Annotated in this window: 23 protein-coding genes and 2 riboswitches; of the genes, 17 read left to right on the forward strand and 6 right to left on the reverse strand. The window is 72.5% G+C overall.

Annotated elements, in window-relative coordinates:
- Positions 1 to 65: 65 nt before the first annotated feature.
- From caldi_RS00925 to caldi_RS00950, 6 genes are read left to right on the forward strand one after another with little or no spacing between them, the layout of a single operon-like run.
- Positions 66 to 2,021: a sensor histidine kinase gene (locus caldi_RS00925; protein WP_264843203.1), complete on the forward strand. Its 1,956-nt coding sequence runs from the start codon at positions 66 to 68 to the stop codon at positions 2,019 to 2,021.
- Positions 1,993 to 2,730 carry a response regulator gene (locus caldi_RS00930; protein WP_264843204.1) on the forward strand — a complete coding sequence of 246 codons (738 nt, stop codon included), beginning with the start codon at positions 1,993 to 1,995 and terminating at the stop codon, positions 2,728 to 2,730. Before caldi_RS00925 ends, caldi_RS00930 begins: the two co-directional genes overlap by 29 nt.
- Positions 2,731 to 2,742: 12 nt before the next feature.
- The gene (locus caldi_RS00935; protein WP_264843205.1) at positions 2,743 to 3,402 is read left to right on the forward strand and encodes a potassium channel family protein; all 660 of its coding nucleotides are present in this window, start codon (positions 2,743 to 2,745) and stop codon (positions 3,400 to 3,402) included.
- Entirely contained in the window at positions 3,399 to 4,067 is a 669-nt protein-coding gene (locus caldi_RS00940; RefSeq protein WP_264843206.1) for a potassium channel family protein, read from the forward strand. Before caldi_RS00935 ends, caldi_RS00940 begins: the two co-directional genes overlap by 4 nt.
- A gap of 37 nt (positions 4,068 to 4,104) precedes the next feature.
- Positions 4,105 to 5,961, forward strand: a complete 1,857-nt coding sequence (typA, locus tag caldi_RS00945) for a translational GTPase TypA (RefSeq protein ID WP_264843207.1) — start codon at positions 4,105 to 4,107, stop codon at positions 5,959 to 5,961.
- Between the two features lie 11 nt (positions 5,962 to 5,972).
- Positions 5,973 to 6,464 (forward strand): pyridoxamine 5'-phosphate oxidase family protein, encoded by a 492-nt coding sequence (locus tag caldi_RS00950; protein ID WP_264843208.1) that lies wholly within the window; start codon positions 5,973 to 5,975, stop codon positions 6,462 to 6,464.
- Here the strand turns inward: caldi_RS00950 and caldi_RS00955 are convergent.
- Positions 6,439 to 7,287 carry an ABC transporter permease gene (locus caldi_RS00955; RefSeq protein ID WP_264843209.1) on the reverse strand — a complete coding sequence of 283 codons (849 nt, stop codon included), beginning with the start codon at positions 7,285 to 7,287 and terminating at the stop codon, positions 6,439 to 6,441. The two genes, caldi_RS00950 and caldi_RS00955, sit on opposite strands and share 26 nt — an antisense overlap.
- A gap of 8 nt (positions 7,288 to 7,295) precedes the next feature.
- On the reverse strand, positions 7,296 to 8,045 hold the full coding sequence (locus caldi_RS00960; RefSeq protein WP_264843210.1) for an ABC transporter ATP-binding protein: 750 nt from the start codon (positions 8,043 to 8,045) through the stop codon (positions 7,296 to 7,298).
- Positions 8,046 to 8,173: 128 nt separating this feature from the next.
- Here caldi_RS00960 and caldi_RS00965 point away from each other — a divergent pair, with 128 nt between their 5' ends.
- Positions 8,174 to 9,505 (forward strand): form I ribulose bisphosphate carboxylase large subunit, encoded by a 1,332-nt coding sequence (locus caldi_RS00965; protein WP_264843211.1) that lies wholly within the window; start codon positions 8,174 to 8,176, stop codon positions 9,503 to 9,505.
- On the opposite strand, the gene caldi_RS00970 is transcribed toward caldi_RS00965, so the two are convergent.
- The gene (locus tag caldi_RS00970; RefSeq protein WP_264843212.1) at positions 9,502 to 10,470 is read right to left on the reverse strand and encodes a LysR family transcriptional regulator; all 969 of its coding nucleotides are present in this window, start codon (positions 10,468 to 10,470) and stop codon (positions 9,502 to 9,504) included. The genes caldi_RS00965 and caldi_RS00970 overlap by 4 nt on opposite strands.
- Positions 10,471 to 10,716: 246 nt before the next feature.
- On the opposite strand from caldi_RS00970, the gene caldi_RS00975 reads away from it, so the two are divergent.
- The 4 genes from caldi_RS00975 to caldi_RS00990 all read left to right on the forward strand — a co-directional run bounded on the left by caldi_RS00975 (position 10,717) and on the right by caldi_RS00990 (position 14,885).
- The gene (locus caldi_RS00975) at positions 10,717 to 11,637 is read left to right on the forward strand and encodes a phosphoribulokinase (protein ID WP_264843213.1); all 921 of its coding nucleotides are present in this window, start codon (positions 10,717 to 10,719) and stop codon (positions 11,635 to 11,637) included.
- Between the two features lie 153 nt (positions 11,638 to 11,790).
- On the forward strand, positions 11,791 to 12,912 hold the full coding sequence (locus caldi_RS00980) for a sensor histidine kinase (RefSeq protein ID WP_264843214.1): 1,122 nt from the start codon (positions 11,791 to 11,793) through the stop codon (positions 12,910 to 12,912).
- Positions 12,884 to 13,711, forward strand: coding sequence for a LytR/AlgR family response regulator transcription factor (locus caldi_RS00985; RefSeq protein ID WP_264843215.1), 828 nt, complete (start codon positions 12,884 to 12,886; stop codon positions 13,709 to 13,711). Before caldi_RS00980 ends, caldi_RS00985 begins: the two co-directional genes overlap by 29 nt.
- 133 nt (positions 13,712 to 13,844) lie before the next feature.
- Entirely contained in the window at positions 13,845 to 14,885 is a 1,041-nt protein-coding gene (locus caldi_RS00990) for a ParM/StbA family protein (protein ID WP_264843216.1), read from the forward strand.
- 57 nt (positions 14,886 to 14,942) lie between these two features.
- Here caldi_RS00990 and caldi_RS00995 read toward each other — a convergent pair whose 3' ends face one another.
- Together caldi_RS00995 and caldi_RS01000 are read right to left on the reverse strand one after the other, a co-directional pair.
- Positions 14,943 to 15,338 (reverse strand): DUF302 domain-containing protein, encoded by a 396-nt coding sequence (locus caldi_RS00995; RefSeq protein WP_264843217.1) that lies wholly within the window; start codon positions 15,336 to 15,338, stop codon positions 14,943 to 14,945.
- Positions 15,339 to 15,341: 3 nt separating this feature from the next.
- Positions 15,342 to 15,692 carry an ArsR/SmtB family transcription factor gene (locus caldi_RS01000; protein WP_264843218.1) on the reverse strand — a complete coding sequence of 117 codons (351 nt, stop codon included), beginning with the start codon at positions 15,690 to 15,692 and terminating at the stop codon, positions 15,342 to 15,344.
- 220 nt (positions 15,693 to 15,912) lie between these two features.
- On the opposite strand from caldi_RS01000, the gene caldi_RS01005 reads away from it, so the two are divergent.
- From caldi_RS01005 to cobS, 6 genes are all read left to right on the forward strand, one after another.
- Positions 15,913 to 16,338: a universal stress protein gene (locus caldi_RS01005; RefSeq protein ID WP_264843219.1), complete on the forward strand. Its 426-nt coding sequence runs from the start codon at positions 15,913 to 15,915 to the stop codon at positions 16,336 to 16,338.
- Positions 16,339 to 16,400: 62 nt separating this feature from the next.
- A riboswitch (cobalamin riboswitch) is annotated at positions 16,401 to 16,599 on the forward strand.
- A gap of 158 nt (positions 16,600 to 16,757) precedes the next feature.
- Entirely contained in the window at positions 16,758 to 17,777 is a 1,020-nt protein-coding gene (locus tag caldi_RS01010) for an ABC transporter substrate-binding protein (protein WP_264843220.1), read from the forward strand.
- Positions 17,778 to 17,782: 5 nt separating this feature from the next.
- Positions 17,783 to 18,784: a FecCD family ABC transporter permease gene (locus tag caldi_RS01015; protein WP_264843221.1), complete on the forward strand. Its 1,002-nt coding sequence runs from the start codon at positions 17,783 to 17,785 to the stop codon at positions 18,782 to 18,784.
- A gap of 41 nt (positions 18,785 to 18,825) precedes the next feature.
- Positions 18,826 to 19,647, forward strand: coding sequence for a heme ABC transporter ATP-binding protein (locus caldi_RS01020; protein ID WP_264843222.1), 822 nt, complete (start codon positions 18,826 to 18,828; stop codon positions 19,645 to 19,647).
- A 5-nt stretch (positions 19,648 to 19,652) separates the two neighbouring features.
- Positions 19,653 to 20,288, forward strand: coding sequence for a bifunctional adenosylcobinamide kinase/adenosylcobinamide-phosphate guanylyltransferase (gene cobU, locus caldi_RS01025; RefSeq protein WP_264843223.1), 636 nt, complete (start codon positions 19,653 to 19,655; stop codon positions 20,286 to 20,288).
- A 3-nt stretch (positions 20,289 to 20,291) separates the two neighbouring features.
- Positions 20,292 to 21,071: an adenosylcobinamide-GDP ribazoletransferase gene (cobS, locus tag caldi_RS01030; protein WP_264843224.1), complete on the forward strand. Its 780-nt coding sequence runs from the start codon at positions 20,292 to 20,294 to the stop codon at positions 21,069 to 21,071.
- Positions 21,072 to 21,083: 12 nt separating this feature from the next.
- Here the strand turns inward: cobS and caldi_RS01035 are convergent, their stop codons facing one another.
- Positions 21,084 to 21,341 (reverse strand): hypothetical protein, encoded by a 258-nt coding sequence (locus caldi_RS01035; RefSeq protein ID WP_264843225.1) that lies wholly within the window; start codon positions 21,339 to 21,341, stop codon positions 21,084 to 21,086.
- 252 nt (positions 21,342 to 21,593) lie between these two features.
- Positions 21,594 to 21,699: riboswitch (cyclic di-GMP riboswitch) on the forward strand.
- The last annotated feature ends 76 nt before the right edge of the window (positions 21,700 to 21,775 follow it).

The following is a 21,775-nucleotide window of genomic DNA, read 5'->3' on the forward strand; positions in this document are numbered from 1 at the left end:
CGAGCGAGGAGACGCTGGAGTAGAGTGTTGCCAGCGGAGCCGGGCCGGGTGGAGGCGACCGCTCCATGTTCCGAAGCCTGCGCCAGAAGATCCTGGCCGGCAACCTGGTCCTGATCGCGATCTTCGCCGGGGTCGGCGCCTGGTCCGTCTACAATTTCTTCCGCCTGGCGGGGACCGTCGTGGCCCTCACCCGGGAGAACTACCGGTCCGTGGTGGCGGCCCAGCGGATGGTGGCGGCGCTCGAGCGCCAGGACAGCGGCCAGCTCCTCCTGCTCCTGGGCGAAGCGGACTTCGGCCGGGCCGAGTTCGCCTCGGGTCAGACGGAGTTCCTGGCATGGCTCGGGCGGGCCGAGGACAACGTCACCCTGCCGGAGGAGCCGGCGCTCCTGCGGGAGATCCGCAGTCGCTACAGCGCGTACCAGCAGCTCCACGGCCGGTTCGCCGCTGCCCTCGCCCGGGGCGAGACCGCCGGGGCCCGATACCTGTACGAGCGGGAGATCGTGCCGGCCTTCCGGGAGCTGCGGGATGCCCTGGGGCGGCTCGCAGCCGCCAACGACGGCGCCATCGTCCGTCGCAACGAGGAGGCGCGGGTGGCCGCCCGGCGGGCGGCGTGGAGCACCCTCGCAGCTGGCGGGGCGGCCGTCCTGCTCGCGCTGTGGGCCGGATGGGGCCTCAGCGAGGCCATCGTCCGGCCGACCGCCAACCTGGCCCGTGCGGTTCGCCGGGTGGCGGCCGGGAACCTGGCGGAGGAGATCGAGGTGACCTCGGCCGACGAGATCGGCGAGGTCGCCGCCGAGTTCCGCCGCCTGGTCGAGCGGCTGCGCGCTTACCAGGAGAGCACGCTGGGGCGCATCCTGGCCGAGCGGCAGCGGTCGGACGCCATCGTGGGGGTGATCGGGGACCCCGTGGTCGTCCTCGACGGAGATCTGCGGGTGACGCTCATGAACCCGGCGGCCGAGCGGCTTTTCGGCGTCCGGGAGCGGGAGGCCGCCGGGCAGCCGCTGGCCCGGGTCAGCGGGCGGCCGGACGTGGTGGCCCGCCTCCGGGAGTCCCTGGAAGGGGGAGCCGGGGGTACCGGGCCCCTGGAACCGCTCCAGCTGGGCCCCAAGGGGCAGGAGCGGTACTACGACATCGAGGCCGTCCGCGTGACGGGGCCGGAAGGACCCCCGCAGGGGCTGGTCGCCCTCTTCAAGGACGTCACCCGGTTCAAGGAGCTGGGCGACATCAAGTCGGAGTTCGTCGCCACGGTCTCCCACGAGTTCCGTACCCCGCTCACCACCCTGACCATGGGGGTGAACCTGCTGCGAAAGAGCCCCCTGGCCGAGCCCGGCAGCCGCACCGCCGAGCTTCTCGACGCGATGGCGGAGGAGACGGACCGGCTCACGCGCCTGGTGAACGACCTCCTCGACCTGTCCCGGCTGGAGGCCGGCCGCATCGAGATGGAGTTCCATCCGGTACCGGTGAACGACCTCCTGGCGCACGCGGCGGGGGCGCTGCGGGCCCACGCGGAGGAGAAGGGCCTGGTGCTGCAGGTCGACCCGGACCCGGAGGAGTCCGTCGTGCGGGCGGACCCGGACCGGATCCTGCTCGTGCTGACGAACCTCCTCACGAACGCCGTCCGGTACACCCCCCGGGGCGGACGGGTGACGGTCCGGGCGGAGCGGCAGGGCCGGCGGGTCGTGATTGCGGTGGCGGACAGCGGCCCGGGCATCCCGCGGGAGCTCCAGTCCCGGATCTTCGAGAAGTTCTACCAGGTCCCCGGACGTCCCCGCGGCGGCGCCGGGCTGGGGCTTGCGATCTGCAAGGAGGTCGTTCAGGCACACGGCGGCCGGATCTGGGTCGAGAGCGAGGAGGGCCGGGGCGCCACGTTCCGCTTCACTCTGCCGCTTGCCCGCACGCCGCCCGCAGAGGCCGCCTCCCCGCCCGGAGGCGCGCCGGCACCGGGCGGGCCCGGCACCCCGTCCGAAACGATCCGACAGGAGGAGATCCCCGGTGGCGGGCGAGCACATCCTGGTGGTTGACGACGAGAAGAACATCCGCCTCATGATGCAGGAGTGCCTCGAGCAGGCGGGCTACCAGGTCGACTCGGCGGTCGACGGCGAGCACGCGCTGGAGAAGATCGCTGCAAGGGGCTACGACCTGGTCCTCCTGGACCTGCGCCTGCCCGGCATGAGCGGCATGGAGGTCCTGCGCCAGGCCCGCGGCCGGCGCCCCGATCAGCCCGTGGTGATGATCACCGCCCACGGGACCATCGAGACGGCGGTGGAGGCCATGAAGCTCGGCGCGGTGGACTACCTCCAGAAGCCCTTCACCCCGGACGAGATCCAGGCGATCGTCGCGCGGGTGCTGTCCCGGCGCCGGCTGCCGGTCGACGAGCCGGCGGCATCCTTCGCCACGTGCGTCGAGCAGGCGAAGCTCCTCATCCAGCGCGGCCAGCCGCGCGAGGCCCTGCCGTTCCTGCACCGGGCGGTGTCGCTGGAACCGGAGCACCCGGAGCCGTACAACCTCATGGGGGCCATCCACGAACTGCTCGGCGAGCCAGACCACGCACGGAAGATGTACCGGGCGGCCCTAGCCATCGACCCGAGCTACCGCCCGGCTCTCACCAACCTGCACCGGATCACCCAGTGGGACTACCATCCGGAGACGCCCGAACTGGGCGAGGCGGGCGCCCCGCCGCCGGCCACGGACGGCGAGGGTACCGGCGAAGGGCCCGGTGGGGCGGAGTAGGGGGCGCCGCCAGTGCATGTGGTCATCGTGGGCTGCGGGCGGGTCGGGTCCCGCCTGGCCACCAGCCTGGCCGTGTACGGGCACGACGTGGTGGTGGTCGACCGGCGGCCCGACGCCTTCGCCAACCTGGGCGCCGCCTTCAACGGCAGCACGGTGGTGGGGGTCGGGATCGACGAGGACGTCCTGCGCCGCGCCGGCACCGAGCATGCCGACGCCTTCGCGGCGGTCACCAGCGAGGACGCCGTGAACGTGGTGGCGGCGCAGGTCGCCCGGGAGGTCTTCGGCGTGCCCCGGGTGGTGGCCCGGGTCAACGACCCGGCCAACGAGGAGAACTTCCGCGAGTTCGGCATCGCCACGTTCTCCCCCACCGACCTCGGCGCCGCCGCCGTCATCAGCATGCTCACCCTGGGGCACGTGCAGGTCCGGCAGGCGATGGGCGCCGGCGAGGTCCTCCTCGTGGAGTTCCCCGTCTCCGCTCGGCGGGCGGGGGTGGCCGCCGCCGCCCTGGAGATCCCCGGCAAGCTCCGGGTCGCCGCCGTCCTCCGCGGCGGGATCGCGCACGTTCCGGGAGGCGACTTCCGCCTCGAGGCGGGCGACACGGTGGTGGCGGCGGTACGGCGAGACCTGGCGGACAGCCTGCCGGCCCTCCTCGGGGAGGGGGAGACGGGATGAACGTGGTGGTCGTCGGGGCCGGGAAGGTGGGCTACTACCTCACCAAGACCCTGCTCGAGCACGGGCACCGGGTCTCCGTCGTGGAGAAGAACCCGGCGCGGTGTGCGCGCGTGGCGGAGGAGTTCGAGGTCCTCACCATCTGCGGCGATGCCACGGTGGTGGCCAACCTGGCGGACGCCGGCGCCGACCGGGCAGACGTCCTGGTCGCCACCACGGGGCTCGACGAGGTGAACCTGGTGACCTGCCAGCTGGCCCAGCGGCGGCTCGGCGTGCGGCGGACCGTCGCCCGGGTGAACAACCCGAAGAACCGGAGCCTCTTCCGGCGGCTCGGGGTTGATCTCACCGTGAGCAGCACCGGCCTCATCGTCGACCTCATCGAGCGGGAGATCGCCAGCGAGCACGTGCGGACACTCCTCACGTTCCACTACGGGGAGCTCACCCTGGTCGAGGTGACGCTGCCCGCCGGCGCGCCGGGCGCCCACCGCTCCGTGGCCCAGCTGGCGCCGCACCTGCCGGAGGGCTGCGTGCTCGTCTCCGTCATCCGGGGCGACCAGGTGCTGATCCCCCGCGGCGACACCGTCCTCCGGCCGGGAGACAGCGTGATGGCCCTGGCCCACACGGGGGCGGAGGAGTCCCTGCGCCGCGCCCTGGTGGGCCGGGCGTGAGACGGGCGAGGAGAGAAGAGGAGTCAGCGAGGAGTTCATGAAGCGGAGCGACCTGCGCAACGTGGCGATCATCGCCCACGTGGACCACGGCAAGACCACGCTGGTGGACGGCCTGCTGCGGCAGAGCGGAGTCTTCCGCCCGGGCGAGCCGGTCCAGGAGCGCGTGCTGGACACGAACGAGCTGGAGCGGGAGCGGGGGATCACGATCCTCGCCAAGAACACGGCCGTGCAGTACCGGGGGGTGAAGATCAACATCGTCGACACCCCGGGGCACGCCGACTTCTCCGGGGAGGTGGAGCGGATCCTGTCGATGGTGGACGGGGCGCTCCTGGTGGTGGACGCGTTCGAGGGTCCCATGGCCCAGACCAAGTACGTGCTGCGCAAGGCCCTGGAGGCCCGCCTCGTCCCCATCGTGGTCCTGAACAAGATGGACCGGCCGGATGCCCGCCCCCGCGAGGTGCTGGACGCCGTCCTGGAGCTCTTCATCGAGCTGGGGGCGGATGACCAGCAGATCGACTTTCCCGTGGTGTACGCCTCGGCCCGCCGGGGCACGGCGAGCCTGAGCCCCGACGACCCCGGCCGGGACCTGGAGCCCCTCTTCCGGACCATCATCGACCACGTGCCGGCGCCGGAGGGCGACCCGGACGGCCCTCTGCAGCTCCTGGTGACGACGCTGGACTACGACGAGTACGTGGGGCGGGTGGCGATCGGCCGCATCGCCCGGGGGCGGATCGGTCCCGGTCAGGCGGTGAGCATCTGCCGGCGCGACGGCCGCACGGACCGCGGGCGGACCCTCCAGGTCTTCACCTTCGCGGGGTTGCGGCGGGTGGCGGTGGAGAGCGCCACGGTCGGGGACATCGTGGCGGTGACCGGGCTCGAGTCGGTCCAGATCGGCGAGACGATCTCGGACCCGGAGAACCCGCAGCCCCTGCCGGTCGTGCACGTCGACGAGCCCACCCTCACGATGACCTTCCGCACCTCGGACTCGCCCTTCGCCGGCCGCGACGGCCAGTACGTCACCTCCCGGCACCTGCGGGAGCGCCTGTTCCGGGAACTGGAGCGGAACGTGGCCCTGCGGGTGGAGGAGACGGACGACCCCGACGTCTTCCAGGTGAGCGGCCGGGGCGAGCTGCACCTCGCCATCCTCATCGAGACGATGCGCCGGGAGGGGTACGAGCTCGCCGTCTCCCGGCCGGAGGTCATCACCCGCCGCGGCCCGGACGGCCAGCTGCTGGAACCGATCGAGACGCTCATCGTGGACATCCCCGAAGCATACCTCGGGGTCGTCATGGAGAAGGTGGGGGCCCGCCGGGGCGAGCTCGTCCACATGACCGCCTCCGGCGAGGGCCAGCTGCGGCTCGAGTTCACCGTCCCCGCCCGCGGCCTCATCGGCTACCGCGCCGAGTTCCTCACGGACACCCGCGGCTACGGCGTCATGCACCACCTGTTCCACGGGTACGGCCCCTACCGGGGAGATATCCCCGGCCGGTCGCGGGGCTCCGCGGTCGCCTCGGAGACCGGCACCGCCACCACGTACGCCCTTTACAACCTTCAGGAGCGGGTGACGTTCTTCATCACGCCCGGGACCGAGGTGTACCAGGGGATGGTCGTCGGGGAGCACGCCCGGGAGAACGACATCGACGTGAACGTCTGCAAGACGAAGCACCTCACCAACATCCGCTCGTCCACGCAGGAGCAGACCTTGCGGCTCGAGCCTCCGCGCCTCCTCACCCTCGAGCAGGCGCTGGAGTGGATCAAGGCCGACGAGCTCGTCGAGGTGACCCCGAAGGCGATCCGGGTGCGCAAGCGCTACCTGGACCCGATCGTGCGCGAGAAGCTCGCCCGCGGCAAGGAGCCCCGGGTGTTCGGCCCGGTGGGCCGGCCGGGACGGTAGGGGCTACGCGTATGGTCGACGTGCGGGCGCTCGCCCTGGACCTCCTCGCCCGCCGGCGGGTACTGATCCTCAGCACCGCCGACCGGGAGGGGCCGTGGGCGGCGCCCGTGTTCTTCGCCGCCGACGGCTTCCGGCTGTACTTCGTGTCCGACCCGGCGACGCGCCACGGCCGTGCCATCGGCGGGGGCGCGACGGTGGCCGGCGCGGTCACGGCGGACTTCGAGCGCTGGCAGGACATCGAGGGCCTGCAGCTCGAGGGCTTCGCGGCGCCCGTCGGCAGCGCGGAGCACGAGGCGCGGGCCCGCGCCGTCTACCTGGCCCGCTTCCCCTTCGCCGCCGAATTCCTCAGTCCGGGCGGGCCCCTCTACGAGCGCGCGGGGCGCAAGGTCGCCTGGTACGCCCTTGACGTGCGGCGGCTCTGGCTCACGGACAACCGCCTCGGCTTCGGCACCCGCCTCTGCCTGGAGGTGGGGCCGGCTACCGGACCAGCCGGCGGCGCATGAGGAGGACCGGAACCGGCAGCAGGACGAGCGCGGCAACCAGGAGCCACAGGGCGTCGCCGGTGAGGTGACCGGTGCGCCCCATCACGAGCCCCCGGATGAGCCGCACCGCGTGCATGAGCGGCGTGAGGCCCGCGACGCGCTGCGCCCAGCCGGGCAGGTCGTCCAGCGGGAAGAAGATGCCGGAGAACATGAACGTCGGCGTGATGAACAGGGTGAAGTAGTAGTCGAGCATCTCGATCTGGGGCACCGCGGCGGCCACGGCCATGGCGAGCGAGGCGAAGACGAGCCCGGTCAGGAAGGCGGCCGGGGGCACGAGGAGCAGCCGGGGGCCGGGCGCGGGCACGAGGCCCGCCCCGGTGATCACGAGGAGGATCACGCTGCCGTACATGGCGGACTTCGTGGCGCCGGTGAGGAGCTCGCCGGCGATCACCTCGTCCAGGCTGACCGGGGTGGCGATGATGGCGTCGAAGGTCTTCTGGTACACCATCCGGACGTAGGTGCCGAAGGTGCACTCGAAGGTGGCCGCGAACATCGCCGACGACGCGACGAGGCCGGGCGCGATGAAGTTCTGGTACGGCACGCCCTCGATCCCGCTCACGTGGCGACCCAGCCCGAAGCCCATGCCGATCAGGTAGAGCATTGGCTCCAGGAAGCTGGAGAGCAGGTTCGAGAACCAGTAGCGGCGCCAGACGCGCAGGTTGCGGAGCCACACGTAGGCGAAGCGCCAGGACAGCTGGAGCGGCTCGGCCAGCCAGGCCGGCCGCTCCGCCCGTCCGGCGGGGGCGTCGGGTGCCCCGGGCAGCATCCGGCTCGGGTCTTCCATCGCCTCGTTCAGCCCTCCCGCAGCGATCGGCCGGTGAGGCGGAGAAACACGTCCTCGAGGTTCGCGGCCCCGGGGTGGGCCGCCACCAGGTCCTCCGGCCGGCCCTCGGCGAGGATGCGGCCGTGGTCGATGATCGCCACCCGGTCACAGAGCTGCGTCGCTTCCTCCATGTAGTGGGTGGTCAGGAGGAGGGTCACCCCCTGCGCCCGCAGTTCCCGCAGCTTGTCCCACAGGAGGTGGCGGGCCTGGGGGTCGAGCCCCGTGGTGGGCTCGTCGAGGATGACCAGCTCGGGCCGGGCGATGAGCGCCCGGGCGATGACGAGCCGGCGCTTCATCCCGCCGGAGAGCTGGTCGACCCGCTGGTTCGCCCGCCCCGCCAGGGCGACGAACTCCAGGAGCTCGAGAGCCCGGTTCCGGGCCACTGCGGCGGAGAGGCCGAAGTAGCGGCCGTAGATGACCAGGTTCTCGAGCACCGTGAAGTCCGGGTCAAGGTTATCCTCCTGCGGCACGACCCCGATGCGGGCCTTGATCCGCCGCATCTGCGAGCGCGCGTCGAGCCCCAGCACGGTGAGCTCGCCCGCCGTGATCGGGGTGCGGCCGTAGATCATCCTCATGGTCGTCGACTTCCCGGCCCCGTTGGGGCCGAGGAAGCCGTAACACTCGCCCGTCCGGATGGCCAGGTCGATCCCCGCCACCGCCAGGGTCGCACCGTACCGCTTGACGAGGCCGCGGGCCCGGACGGCGTGACTGCCGAGCATGCGGAGGCATCCCTCCCCGGCTTCATTCCATAAGGCGCGGTCTATCCCTGCCAAGGACGATCGGGAGAGAAGCCTGCCCCTCCCTCCCGCTACACTGGGGGCAAGACCGGAGGGAGGGGGATGGCAAGGTGAGCACGTTTCAGGCGGGGGTTCGGCCCTACGCCGAGGGGTACCTCGATCTCGACTACCGGCCGAGGGACACGGACCTTCTCTGCGCGTTCCGCATCACTCCGGCGGCCGGGGTCTCCATGGAGGAGGCCGCGGCGGCGGTGGCGGCCGAGTCGTCCACGGGCACGTGGACCGAGGTCTGGTCGAACGAGCTGACCGATCTCGAGCGCTACAAGGCGCGGGTCTACCACGTCGAGGGCGACGTCGCGTTGATCGCTTACCCCCTTGACCTCTTCGAAGAGGGCAGCATCGCCAACATCCTGTCGAGCATCGTCGGAAACGTGTTCGGGTTCAAGGCGGTGGCGGCTCTGCGGCTCGAAGACATGCGCATCCCCGTGGCCCTGGTCAAGACGTTCCCCGGTCCGGTCACGGGCATCCGGAACGAGCGCGACCGGCTGAAGAAGCACGGCCGTCCCCTCCTGGGCGGCACCGTGAAGCCCAAGCTGGGACTGAGCCCGCAGGCGTACGCCACCATCGTCTACGAGAGCCTCGTGGGCGGACTGGATACCACCAAGGACGACGAGAACATGAACTCCCAGCCCTTCAGCCGCTGGCGCGACCGCTTCCTCTTCGTCATGGAGGCGGTGCACAAGGCCGAGGCCGAGACCGGCGAGGCGAAGGGCCACTGGCTGAACGTCACCGCCCCGAGCACGGAGGAGATGCTGCGGCGGACGGAGTTCGCCAGGGAGCAGGGCAGCCGCTACATCATGGTCGACTTCCTGACCGTAGGCTTCTCTGCCTTCGCCGACGTGCGCAGGCGTGCCGAGGAGCTCGGCCTCATGATCCACTGCCACCGGGCGATGCACGCCGTGTTCACCCGGCAGAAGAACCACGGGATCAACTTTCACGTGGTGGCCAAATGGCTGCGCCTCGCCGGCGGCGACCACCTCCACGTGGGTACGGTGCTGGGGAAGCTCGAGGGCAGCCTGCAGCACGTCCGGGAGACGGTGGACATCCTGCGGGAACCTTACGTGAAGGCGGGCGGGTCACTGTGGTTCGACCAGGACTTCGCCGGCCACAAGTCCGTGTTCCCGGTCGCCTCCGGCGGTATCCACGTCCACCACATCCCCGAACTCTACCGCATCTTCGGCAACGACGCCTTCTGGCTCTTCGGCGGCGGCACCCACGGCCACCCGCGGGGCAGCCGGGCGGGCGCATACGCCAACCGGGTCGCCACGGAGGCGATCGTGGCCGGCAAGACGCTCGAGGAGGCAGCCCGGGGCTGCAGGGAGCTGCAGGAGGCCCTCGACCTCTGGCGGGACGTCCGCTTCGCGATGGCGCAGGCGGACTAGCCGCGGCCCCGGCTCCCACCGGCCTCGAGCAGGAGGGCGCGGAAGGCGGCCGCAGCGGGTGAGAGTGGCCCGCGAGGGTACGCCACGTACCAGTGGCGCTCCAGCGGTAACCCCGCCACGGCCAGCACCGACAGGCGGCCCGCCGCCACTTCGTGGCGGGCTGCGTACCAGGACAGCACAGCCACACCCAGCCCCGCGGCCACGGCCTCCTTGAGGGCGGCGTTGCTGCCCAGTTCCAGCAGTGGGTGGACCCGGCTCCCGGCTTCCCGGGCGGCGCGCTCCAGCGCCGCCCGGGTGCCGGAGCCGGGTTCTCGCACCAGCAGCGGCGCCTCCAGGAGGGCCGGTAGGGTCGCACCGGGAAGGGCGGTGGCGGGGTCCGGCGGTTGGGGCAACTCCCCCCCGATCGCCCAGCGAGGCCCCCGCGGGTCAGCCCAGGGGTGGTGCGGCGGCCCGACCGCCACCAGGGGGTTCGCCAGGAAGGGGTCCTGCACGAGCCCGGTGCCGTCCGGCACGTGGCCCAGGACCCCGAGGTCGGCCTGCATGTCCCTCAGTGCAGCCTCGACCGCCGCCCGGTTGGCGACCTGCAGGGTCACCTCCACGCCGGGGTGGAGGCGGTGGAACCGGCTCAGGTAGTGTGGGACGATGTAGGCGCCGGCCGTGGTGTCGGCCGCCACGCGCAGGCTCCCCGCGGCGAGCGTGCGCAGCGCCCGCATCCCGGCCTCGACCGCCGCCAGCAGGCGGAACAGTTCATCCGCGTATGCCAGGAGGCGCTCGCCCGCCTCCGTCAGGACCAGGCGCCGGCCCGCCTGGCGGAAGAGCCGCAGGCCGAAGCGCCGCTCCAGCTGGCGGATGTGGGCGGAGACGGCGGGCTGGGTCATGAAGAGAGCCTCCGCCGCGCGAGAGAACGAGCCCAGCCGCGCGGCGGTCTGGAACACCCGCAGCGGGTACGGGTTCAGGTCGTCCACCGTCTCCCCCCTTTCCGGCCTTGCCGTGAATCATGGGGTGGCTTCGACCGCCGCGTCAACGGTCCGGCGGCGGATTGCGGGCCACCGCCCCCGTCGGGTGGAGGCGCAGCCTTGCGCCGGCCGCTCCGCCGTTCGGCGACGGTAGTGGTCGTTCACCCCCCGCTTGTGGCCATCCGGCGATGCGAAATTGCTCACAAGCCAGGCGATGCGTACCGTAGTCTCAAAGCACGGGCGAGGAGTGAGAGCATGGCGCGGACCTCCGTGATCCTGGTGGGGATCGCCGGCGACAGCGGCGCCGGGAAGTCGACCTTTGCCGAGGCCCTGCGCCAGCGCCTGGGCCGTGCGCGGACGACGGTGGTTGGCCTCGACGACTACCACCTGCTCGACCGCGAGGAGCGCAAGCGCCTCGGCGTGACGGCCCTGCACCCGAAGGCCAACAACTTCGGCCTGCTCGTCGACCACGTCTGGCAGTTGCGGCAGGGCCGGTCCGTCCTGAAGCCGGTGTACGACCATCAGACGGGGACGTTCGGACGGCCGGAGCGGGTCGTGCCCCGGGACGTGGTCCTCCTCGAAGGCCTGCACCCGTTCCTGATGGTGTTGCTGAGGGAGCTCCTCGACTTCAAGATCTACTACGACACCCACCGCGACCTGCGGGTCCGGTGGAAGGTCCAGCGGGACGCAGCCGAGCGGGGCTACACGGAGGAAGAAGTGCGGCGAGAGATCGAGAGGCGCCGCCCCGACGTCGAGCGTTACGTGGAGCCGCAGCGGCGCCACGCCGACCTCCTGATCCGGCTCCTGCCCGGCGGCCGTGGCGATGACGGCGTCCGGGTCTGTCTCCTGGAGCCGGCCCGCGCGCCGAGCCGGGTGGTGCGCTGGGTCGCGCTCGCTGCCCGGTTCGGCCTGCTGGGGGCGGCCCCCGTATACGACCGCCTCCACGGTCGGGCGTTTCACGGGGTCGACCTGGCCGACCCGGTCCCCGCCGCGGCCGCCGCGGCCGTCCTCGAGATGGCGGACGTGCCGACCGGCGCCGGGGACGCGCTGAACGGCGGAGACCTGACCCCCGTCGAGTTCACCCAGACGCTCGTGGCCGGCGTGGTCCGGACCCTCGCCGACGGAGCCGAGATCCCCCGGACCTCGGAGCCCCATCTCACCGTTCAGGTGTCCTGAGGCGCGGCGAACGGCGGCGGCCCGGCGGCGAATGGCTGCCGGGCGGCCTTTCTCTCGCGCCGGTCCGATTGTATTATCCGCAGAAACATGCAGCGGGTTCGGGTGTGGCGCGGCTGGCCCACCGGAGACCGACGCGAACGGGAGGTGACGGCGGTGAGCGAGCGGGCTGCAGCCGGCTGGCCCCTGGCCTGGACCCTGGACGAACTTTCGGCCCGCCGGATCGCCGAGATCCTCCACGACATCACCGGCTCCCGCGGCGTGGTCGTGACCGACGGGCGGACCCTCCTGGGGAGCGCCGGCGAGATCTGCACCCGGCACGAGCCTTGCCTGGGGCTCCGGGACCCGGCGGTGCGGGGGGCCCTACGGGCCCGGCGCCCCTGCCAGGCGCCGATCGGAACGGGGGAGCTGTGCGAGGACCGGGGGTGCCGGTGCGACCCCGGTACGGTGGCGCTCATCCCCTTGCTCCTGCACGGGGAAGTGGCCGGGGTGGTGAAGCTCTACACCCCGGCCACGTGTCCGTCGGGCCGGGACCTGGCCCGGCTCATGGCGGGCATCTCCAAGCTCATCGAGCTCCAACGGGCCGTGGCCGAGGCCGCGGTCCACAAGGAGCTGGTGGCCAAGGCCCGCCTCGAGGCGCTGCAGGCGCAGATCCGCCCTCACTTCCTCTTCAACACCCTCAATACCATCCTCCTGTACAGCTACACGGACATGCGCCGGGCCCGGGAGCTGCTGGTCAGGCTGGGAGACTTCTTCCGCCGCTCCCTCGGATCTCGCGGCAACTTCATCCCCCTGGTCGACGAGATCGAGTACCTGAACACGTACCTCTACTTCGAAAAGGCCCGCTTCGGCGAGCGCCTCCGGCTGTCGATCCGGGTCGACCCCGCCGCCCTGTGGGTGGAGATCCCGGTGCTCACGCTGCAGCCCCTGGTGGAGAACGCGATCGTGCACGGGCTGGCGCCCCGGGAGGAAGGGGGCATGCTCCACATTCGCGTTCGGCGGCGGGGCCGCGAGGTCCACGCGGTAGTGGCCGACAGCGGCGTCGGCATGGGGCCGGAGGAGCGCCGGCGCGTGCTGGAGGCGGACTTCGGTACCGGTTCGGGCATCGGGCTGAACAACGTGAACGACCGGCTCCGGGCGGTGTACGGTCCGGCGTACGGCCTCCGCATTCGCAGCCGCCGGGGGCGCGGAACGATCGTGCGGGTCCGGTTCCCGGTGCCCGACCCGGGCGGGAGAGGAGGTGCACGAGGTGGCGCTCCGGGCGCTGATCGTCGATGACGAGGCACCGGCCCGGCTCCAGCTCCGGCTTCGGCTGGAGCGGTTCCCGGAGGTCGAGGTGGTGGGGGAGGCGCAGAGCGGCCGGGAGGCGCTCGAACTCCTGCGGGCGCTCGACTACGACGTCGTGTTCATCGACATCCGCATGCCCGGGCTTTCGGGCCTCGAGGTCGCCGAGGCGCTCAAGAACCGGCAGCCCGCGCCCCGGGTCGTGTTCGTCACGGCGTACGAGGAGTATGCCCTACGAGCCTTCGGCGCCCGTGCCTTCGACTACCTCCTCAAACCGTTCGACGACGAGCGGCTGGCAGAGACCATCCGCCGGCTCCAGGAGGCGCAGCGGGAGCGCCAGGGGCCCGGGGGCGGCGATGCGGCCGGCGGTTCCGGCCGTCCGCGCGGAGAGGGCGAGGGTGGACGCACGGGCGAAGGCGCGCCCGGTGCCGGCCCCCGCGAGCTGCAGTGGCTGCTGGTGCAGCGGGACGGCGTGAGCGTCCCGCTGGCGGTACAGGACGTCATCTTCGTCGAGTCGCAGGGCGACTACGTCGCGGTGGTGACCCACGCCGGCCGCTTCCTCGCCCGCTACAGCATCCAGGAGCTCGCCCAGTGGCTGCCGGCGAGCCGGTTCGTCCGCTGCCACCGGAGCTACATCGTGAACGTCGCCTGCGTGAGAGAGATCGCCCCGATGTTCAACGGTACCTACCTCCTGCGGATGAAAGACCGGGAGCGCAGCGAGGTGCCGGTCAGCCGCAGCGGTGCCCGGCGGCTGAGGGGGCTCTTCTGGGTCGACGCCCGGGGCGGGGGATGACGTTCCGGGGGTTTCTCGTGGCACGCATGCAACTCTGGCAGGGATTGGAGGAATGGTGTGGAATGTAACACACCGGGAATTTCACGTGCGGCCGGAGCGGCACACAGGGCCGGCCCGAGAAGGAGGCAGGCCGTTGCAGCGGGCGATTGGTATCGACGTGGGCTACGGGTTCGTCAAGGTCACCGACGGCCAGGCGCGGCACACCTTCCCCAGCGTCGTGGGCGCAGCAGCAGGGCCCGGCGTGATCCGCACCCGGCTGCGGCCGGCGGAACCCCTGCACGAGCTGGTCATCGAGATCGAGGGGCAGACCCACTACGTGGGGGCGATGGCCATCCAGGAGGGGGCCCTCGCGTTCCGCTCGCTCTCGACGGGCCGCACCGAGGGCAACGACTTCAAGGTCCTGTTCCTGACCGGGCTGAGCCTCTTCAGCGACAAGCCGCTCAACAGCTTCGCGGTGGTGACCGGCCTGCCGCCGGGGCGGATGCACACCGAGAAAGAAGTGTCCGCCATGATGGAGGGCGAGCACCACGTGGCGGTGTACCGGGACGGCCAGCGGCGGGAGATGGCCATCCGGGTCGACCGCCTCGTCGTGGTGCCGCAGCCCCTGGGCACCTTCTGGGCCCACGCGCTCGACGGCCGGGGCCAGCCCCGCGAGGACCCGACGCTTCTTGAGGGCCGCGTGGGGATCATCGACGTCGGCTTCCGGACCGTCGACCTGGCGACCGTCGCCGCGGGCGAGTACGTGGCGCGGGCCAGCCGGACCATCCCGGTGGGCCTCGCCCACGCCTACGACCTCATCGCCGCCCGCCTGGGGCAGGAGATCGGGCTGGAGCGGGAGACCTACGCCCTGGACGAGAGCGTGATCAGCGGCGAGGTGCGGGTGAACGGGAAGCGCATCGACATCTCGGCCATCCGCGACGAGGCGCTGCGCCACCTGGCCACCAAGGTGCTGGTCGAGATCCAGTCGTTCTGGCAGGTGCCCGAGTTCGACCTGCTCCTCCTCACCGGCGGCGGCGGCAAGCTCCTCGCCCCCTACTTGCTGGGCCAGCTCAGCCAGCTGCAGCTGATGGAGGGGCCGGTCACGGCGAACAGCCGCGGCTACGTGAACTGGGCGAACCGCCTCTGGAACCCGCAGGGCCAGAACTGGGCCGAGGAGCACATGCGGCCCGCCTGAGAAGGGAAGCCCCACCGGCCTGGGGCCGGTGGGGCGGTGTGTCTCTCCCGGGAGCCCTCAGACCTTCGCCGCTTCGTTCACGGCTTCCGTGAGGACTTCCTCCACCTCGCGGGCCAGCGGATCGAGGCGGGTGTCCCCCAGGGTGCCCAGCAGCTTCACCGGCCGGGCCAGGCCGATCCGGGTCTCCCCGCCCTGGCGCGACACCACGACCTTGCACGGCAGCAGGTAGGCGATGTCGAGGTTCGTCTCCAGCGCCTGCTTGGCCCGCGGGGCGCTGCACACCTCGAGCACCCGCACCTTGGGCTCCAGGTCCAGGCCCTTCTCCCGCAGCTTCTCGTTCATGTCGAGATGCCACAGCACCGCGAACTTGCGGTCGGCCAGGGCCTTCTCGAGGTCGGCGATGGCGGTGTCGAGGTCCTTCGGCGTCGTCACGGAGTAGGCGATGTCCACCACGATCTATCCCCCCAGGTTCTCGGTTCCCAGGCGCTCCTGCTCGAGGAGCGACCGCTGGCGCTCCAGGTTCTGTACCAGGGCCTCGCGGACGGCGCGGCACGCATCCAGGATCACCGGCGAGGTGAGCCGGTAGTACACGTTCAGCCCCTCGCGCCGCGCCTCGACCAGCCCGTGCTGGCGCATCAGCGCCAGGTGCTGTGACAGGTTGGCGGGCGTCGTCTCCACCGCCCGCGCCAGCTCCCCTGCCGAGCGCTCGCCGTGCTCCAGCGCGTACAGGATCTCCAGGCGCTTTGTGTTCGCCAGGACCCGGCAAAGTGAAGCCTGGAGTTCCAGAAGCCTGCGATCGGTGACCACGAACGCTCGCCCTCCGGGGTGTGCACTTCCGCAGCGGTGTGTACTTAAGGATCGACGAAAATTCCATTCCACTATCGCGCGCCGGTGCAGGCGCTGTCAATCCTCACCGGACCGCCGGTGCGGACCGCCCGACGGAGATCGCCAGCAGTGCCGTGTGCAGGGAGCCGTGCTCCGGGTGACGGAAGTTACGACAACCGGTGGACCAGGGAGGCAGCGTGCGGTGAAGAAGGTGCTGGTGGCGACGGACGGCTCGGAGCACGCGGAGAAGGCGCTCCGGTGGGCCCTGGACTATGGCAGGCGGTGCGGTGCCGAACTGCACGTGGTCACGGTGGTACCGGCGCTCACGCCGATCCCGGGCAGCCCCGGTATCCCCGAGTACGACCGGTACATGGAGGCCGCCCTGGCGGAGGCCGAGCGTCTCCTGGCCGGCATCCGGGAGCGACTGGCGGAGGGCGGCGCGGCGGTGCAGGTGCACAGCGGGACCGGTCGCCCCTCCCAGGAGATCCTGCGGACGGCCGAGTCCATCGGGGCCGACCTGATCGTGGTCGGGAGTCGCGGGCTCAGCCGCCTCGAGGGGGCCATCCTGGGCAGCGTGAGCACGGAGGTCGTGCACCTGTCCCGGATCCCCGTCGTCGTCGTGCGTTGAGGCGCCGGCCCGGCGGCCGGGGCCACTTGTTTCCACGGAGCAGCAACACCTATAATGAATGACGGTGAGTGCAACGACCGGGTGTTCCCGCTGCAGCGGGGGCCAAGAGGGAAGTCCGGTGTAGCCGGTTGACGGCGAGTCCGGCGCGGTCCCGCCACTGTGACCGGGGAGCCCCGCACGGAGCCCACTGGCTCAGGCCGGGAAGGGGTGCGGGGGCGAGGATCCGGGAGCCAGGAGACCTGCCCGGGTCGTTCACGGGCCCGCCTTCGCGGAGAGGGAGGTCCGTCGGGCTGCCGTCGGCGGTCCGTGCGGCGCGTGCCCGCATCGGGCGCCCCGGTCTCGAAGGCCGGGGCGCCCGTCCCGTTTTCCGCATCCGGAGGGCGGGGTGCCCCTCACATCGCCGGGCGGAGGGATGACCCTTGCCGGAAGGAATGCGCCGTAAGTCCGTTGCCCTGCTGGCCGTTCTGGTCGCCGTCCTTGCTCTCGTGACCGCCTGCTCGGGCCCACCCCGTCCGTCCGGGAAGGACGGGACCTCCGGCGCCGCCGCACAGGAGACCACGGGGGCCCCCGGGGGTGGTGCCGCTGCCGAGGCCGCCCGCACTTCGTACCCCCTCACCGTCCAGGATGACGCCGGTCGCACCGTCACGATCCGCTCCCGCCCCGAGCGCATCCTCTCCCTCGCGCCCAGCAACACGGAGATCCTCTTCGCCGTGGGTGCGGGCGACCGGGTGGTCGGGCGCACCGACTACTGCGACTACCCGCCGGAGGCGCAGAAGGTCCCCAGCGTGGGCGGCATCGTCGACCCCAACGTGGAGAAGATGGTTTCGCTCAAGCCTGACGTGGTCTTCATGATCGGCGGCAGCGAGCCGCTGCGGCAGAAGCTCGAGGGCGACCTCGGCATGACAGCCGTCGTGCTCGACCCGAAGACCCTGGACGAGGTGTACGCCAAGATCCGCCTAGTCGGCCGCATCGTGGACAAGACGGCCGAGGCGGAGCAGGTGGTCGCCCGGATGCAGGAGCGGGTCGCGGCGATCGAGGCCCGGGTGCGGGACATCCCGCCGTCCGAGCGACCCACCGTCTTCTACGAGGTGTGGCCGGATCCCCTCATGACGGCCGGCCCCGGCAGCTTCATCGACGACCTGATCCGGCGGGCGGGGGGCGTCAACGTCGCCGCCGACGCCGGCCAGCCCTGGGCGCAGTACAGCCTCGAGGCTGTCATCAAGCACGACCCCGCCGTGATCCTGACGCCCTCTGCGGAGAGCGGGAAGGCCCTGAAGGATCGGGCGAGGCCCGGATGGGAGAAGATCCGTGCCGTGCGCGAGGGGCGGGTGTACGTGCTCCCGGACCAGAACGTGGTGTCGCGGCCCGGACCCCGCCTGGTGGACGGCCTGGAGCAGATCGCGCGCCTCCTCCACCCGGACCGCTTCCCGCAGGGGTGAGGGCTGTGACGCCCCGCGTGCGCGGGCCGCTCGCCCTGGGGATCGCCGCGGGGGTCCTGGTGGCCACGCTCCTGACCGGTGCGGCGGTCGGGGCCGTACCGGTACCGCTCGGGCTCCTCCTCCGTCCGCAGGATCCCGCCGCGGCGATCCTCATCCAGGTCCGTCTTCCCCGCGTGCTCCTGGGCGCCGTGACCGGCATGTCCCTCGCCCTGGCGGGTGCGGCCTTCCAGGGCCTCTTCCGCAACCCGATGGCCGACCCGTCCGTGGTGGGGGTCTCGGCCGGCGCCTCGCTGGGCGCGACCCTCGTCCTCACGCTCGCCGGGAAGTCGCCCGGCCTGGTGCCTCTAGCCTCCGTGCCCGCCGCGGCCTTCCTGGGTGGCCTTCTGGCGGTCTGGACGGTCTGGCGGCTGGCTGCGGCCGGCGGCCGGGTCCCGATCCTGGGGCTCCTCCTCGCCGGGGTCGCCGTCGGTTCGCTGGCGATGGCGATCGTCTCCCTCCTCATCCTGAGCGACCCGGACCGGGCGGGGGAGATCGTCTTCTGGCTGGTGGGGAGCCTGAGCGCGGCGAGCTGGAAGAAGGTCGCCGTGGCGGCGCCCTGGTCGGCGGCCGGCCTCTTCGTCCTGCTCGCCCACCGCCGGCAGCTGAACGCGTTCCTGCTGGGCGAGGAGACCGCCCACCTGCTCGGGGTGGAGGTCGAGGCCGCGAAGCGCTGGATCTTCCTCGCCGGCTCGGGCCTCGTGGCCGCGGCGGTGGCCTTCACGGGCAACATCGCCTTCGTGGGGCTGGTCGTCCCCCACGCCACCCGGCTCCTGGTGGGCCCGGACCACCGCTACCTGCTGCCGGTGGCGTCCCTGCTGGGCGGGGCCGCCCTGGTGGCCGCCGACACCCTGGCCCGGACCCTCGCGGCGCCGGCCGAGCTGCCGGTCGGGGTGATCATGTCCCTCGCCGGCACCCCGGTCTTCCTGTACCTCGTCCGCCGGCGGCTCCAGCCGGCGACCAGCCTGTGACTGCGCCCCGGGTGCCCCGGGCGGCGGGAGGGGAGTCTCCCATGCCGAGAAGCGAGACCGCACAGGCCCACATCCAGGTCCTGGGTGTCAGTTGCGCCTACGGCGCCCATCCCGTGCTCGCCGGGGTGACCCTGCAGGTGCGGCGGGGGGAGTTCGCGGGCATCGTCGGCCCGAACGGGTCGGGCAAGACGACCCTCCTGCGGGCGATCGCCCGGGTGCTCGCCCCGACCGCGGGCTCCGTGCTCGTCGACGGCCGTGACGTCGCCCGCCTCGGCGCCCGGGCGCTGGCGCGGGAGATCGGCGCGGTGGCCCAGGACACCGCGGTCCCGTTCGACTTCACCGTGGAGGAGATCGTGCAGATGGGCCGCCTGCCCCACCTCGGGCCGCTCCAGGCCGAGGGACCCCGTGACCGGCAGGCCGTCGAGCGGGCGCTGGCGCTCACCCGGACCGATGCGCTCCGGGACCGGCCGGTCACCGGCCTGAGCGGCGGCGAGCGGCAACGGGTCCTCCTGGCCCGGGCGCTGGCGCAGGAGCCCCGGATTCTCCTCCTGGACGAGCCGACGGCCCACCTCGACGTCGGCCACCAGGTGGAGGTCATGGACCTCATCTGGCGGCTCAACCGGACCGCCGGCGTCACCGTGCTGGCGGTTCTTCACGACCTCAACCTGGCCGCCCAGTACTGCGACCGGCTCTTCCTGCTCAGCGGCGGCCGCCTCCTGGCCGCCGGCACGCCGGCGGAGGTGCTCACGGAGACCTGGATCCGCACCGCGTACGGCGCCCACACGGTGATCGTCCGCCATCCCCGCACGGGTTGCCCCCAGGTCCTGCCCCTGGCAGGGGATGCCGTCCGGGTCGTGGGGTGACGCCGGTGCTGAGCCTGGTCCTGGGCGGCGCCCGCAGCGGGAAGAGCCGCTTCGCGATCGAGCTGGCCGCTCGCAGCGGCTCCCGCGTGGTCTACGTGGCGACCGGCGTGGTGACCGACCCCGAGATGGCCGTCCGGGTGGCCCGCCACCGTGCTGCCCGGCCCCCGGGGTGGGTCACGGTGGAAGAGCCCCTGGAACCGTCGGTGGCCGTGCGCCGGCACGCGGCGGCGGACGCGGTGGTGGTGGACTGCCTGGGCTTCGCCGTCAGCAACCGGCTCCTGGCGCTGTGGAGGGAGCCCCAGGGCCCCCCGGTCGCCGACCCGCAGGTCCTGGAGCAGGTCGAGGGGGCCGTGCTGGCGGAGGCCCGCGCCCTGGCGGAGGCGGCCCGGGCGGCGGCCGCGCATGTGATCGTGGTCTCCAACGAGGTCGGCCTGGGGCCGGTGCCGGAGAGCGCCCTCGGCCGGGCGTTCCGGGATCTCCTGGGGCTGGCCAACCAGGCGGTGGCCGCCGCGGCGGACGCGGTGTACGTCACCTGGGCCGGCATCCCCGTGGAGGTGAAGGCGTTGGACGCCCGGCGCCTGCAACGGAGTGGCGCGGACCCCGGGGCCCCCGCCGTCGCGCCGGGCCCGGCGGAGGGGTGAGCCGTGCGGCGAAGCGGGTGGACGCGCGCGCTCACGGGCGCCGCGCTGGCGGTGCGATTCCTCACCCGCCTCCCGGTTCCCCTGCCGGCGGGGGAGCGGATGGGTCTCGGCGCCGCGGTCCCGTGGTTCCCGCTGGCGGGGGCGGCCGCCGGCCTCGCCGCGGCTGCCACCGACGCGGCGCTCGGGCTCTTCTTCCCCGTGCCGGTCCGGTCGGCGGGCGCGACCCTGGCAGCGGTGCTGGTCACCGGCGCCCTGCACCTCGACGGCCTCATGGACACCGCCGACGGGCTGGGCGGGTCCGGCGGCGACCGGGAGCGGGCGCTGGCCATCATGCGGGACAGCCGGGTCGGGGCGATGGGGGCCGCCGCAGGTGCCCTGGCGCTTCTCCTCCGGTACGCCCTGGTGAGCGCGCTGGCCGCGCAGGCGCCCGGCGGACGGGCCGGCGCCCTCGTCGCCGCGGCGGCGCTCGGCCGGTGGGGCATCGTGCTGGCCGCCTGGGGCCGGCCGCCCGCCCGGGCGGGCCTGGGCAGCCAGCTGCAGGAGGGGTTTTCCCCGGCGGGGGCGGTGGGAGCGGCCGTGCTGGCGGCGCTGCTGAGCGCCGGGGCCGGGGCCGGGCGAGGGCTCCTGGCCTTCGGCGTGGCGAGCGCGACGGCCGCCGCCCTGGCGGCATGGCTCGGGCGGCGGCTCGGCGGATACACGGGTGATACGCTGGGGGCCACCGCGGAGGTGACCGAACTGGCCGCGCTGGCGGCCCTGGCGGCCCGGTGGCCGCCGGCCCCCTGAGCGCGGAGCGGGCTAGGCGCGCCGGCGCTGCAGGGCCGGCCAGAGGCGTTCGAGCACCGCGAGCACCTGGCCCAGGTTGCCCTTCAGTGTGACCGTGCCGGTGGAATCGCCGGGCAGGCCGGCCACACAGTGAACTTCCACGCGCACCTCCATGCCGTCGAGGACCCCGTCGGCCTCGACCACGCTCTCCAGGAGGTTGACCGGCGTCTCGGCGACCCGCATGCCCCGCGTCCGGCAGGCACCGACCAGGTCGGACTTCCCTTCGATCAAGGGTTTTCCCCCTCGCCATCGACGCGAACCGATGCCCACATTGTAGCCTCCCGGGTGGCTGCAGTGGAGTCTTGCGCCGCCCGGCGGTTGCTGGTAAAATCCGCGCTCGGCGAGGGCGCGGCCTCACGCAAATGCAACAGGTCGCGCACGTTCTGCGGGGTGTTGTTGCACCCAGTTGACAAGGCGGGTACTGCCTGTTAGCCTGGGAACTGGAAAGCGAGCCGGGCTGTCGCCCGGAAGCCAGAACGCACCGGCCCGAAACGGCAAACCCGGCGAAAGCCGGGGGCGCAAAGTCACCGGTCTACCGTCCGGGGCCGTTCCCCCAGCGGCCCCGGGCCACGACAGCGGGACTGCCGAAGGCCAGGCGCCACCCCTGTGGCACCGGCCACAGGGGCTTTTCGCTGGTACGCCGAGGACGCCACGGGCAGGGCGGG

This window comes from Caldinitratiruptor microaerophilus, assembly GCF_025999835.1.
In the GTDB taxonomy this organism is placed as follows: Bacteria; Bacillota; Sulfobacillia; order Symbiobacteriales; family ZC4RG38; genus Caldinitratiruptor; species Caldinitratiruptor microaerophilus.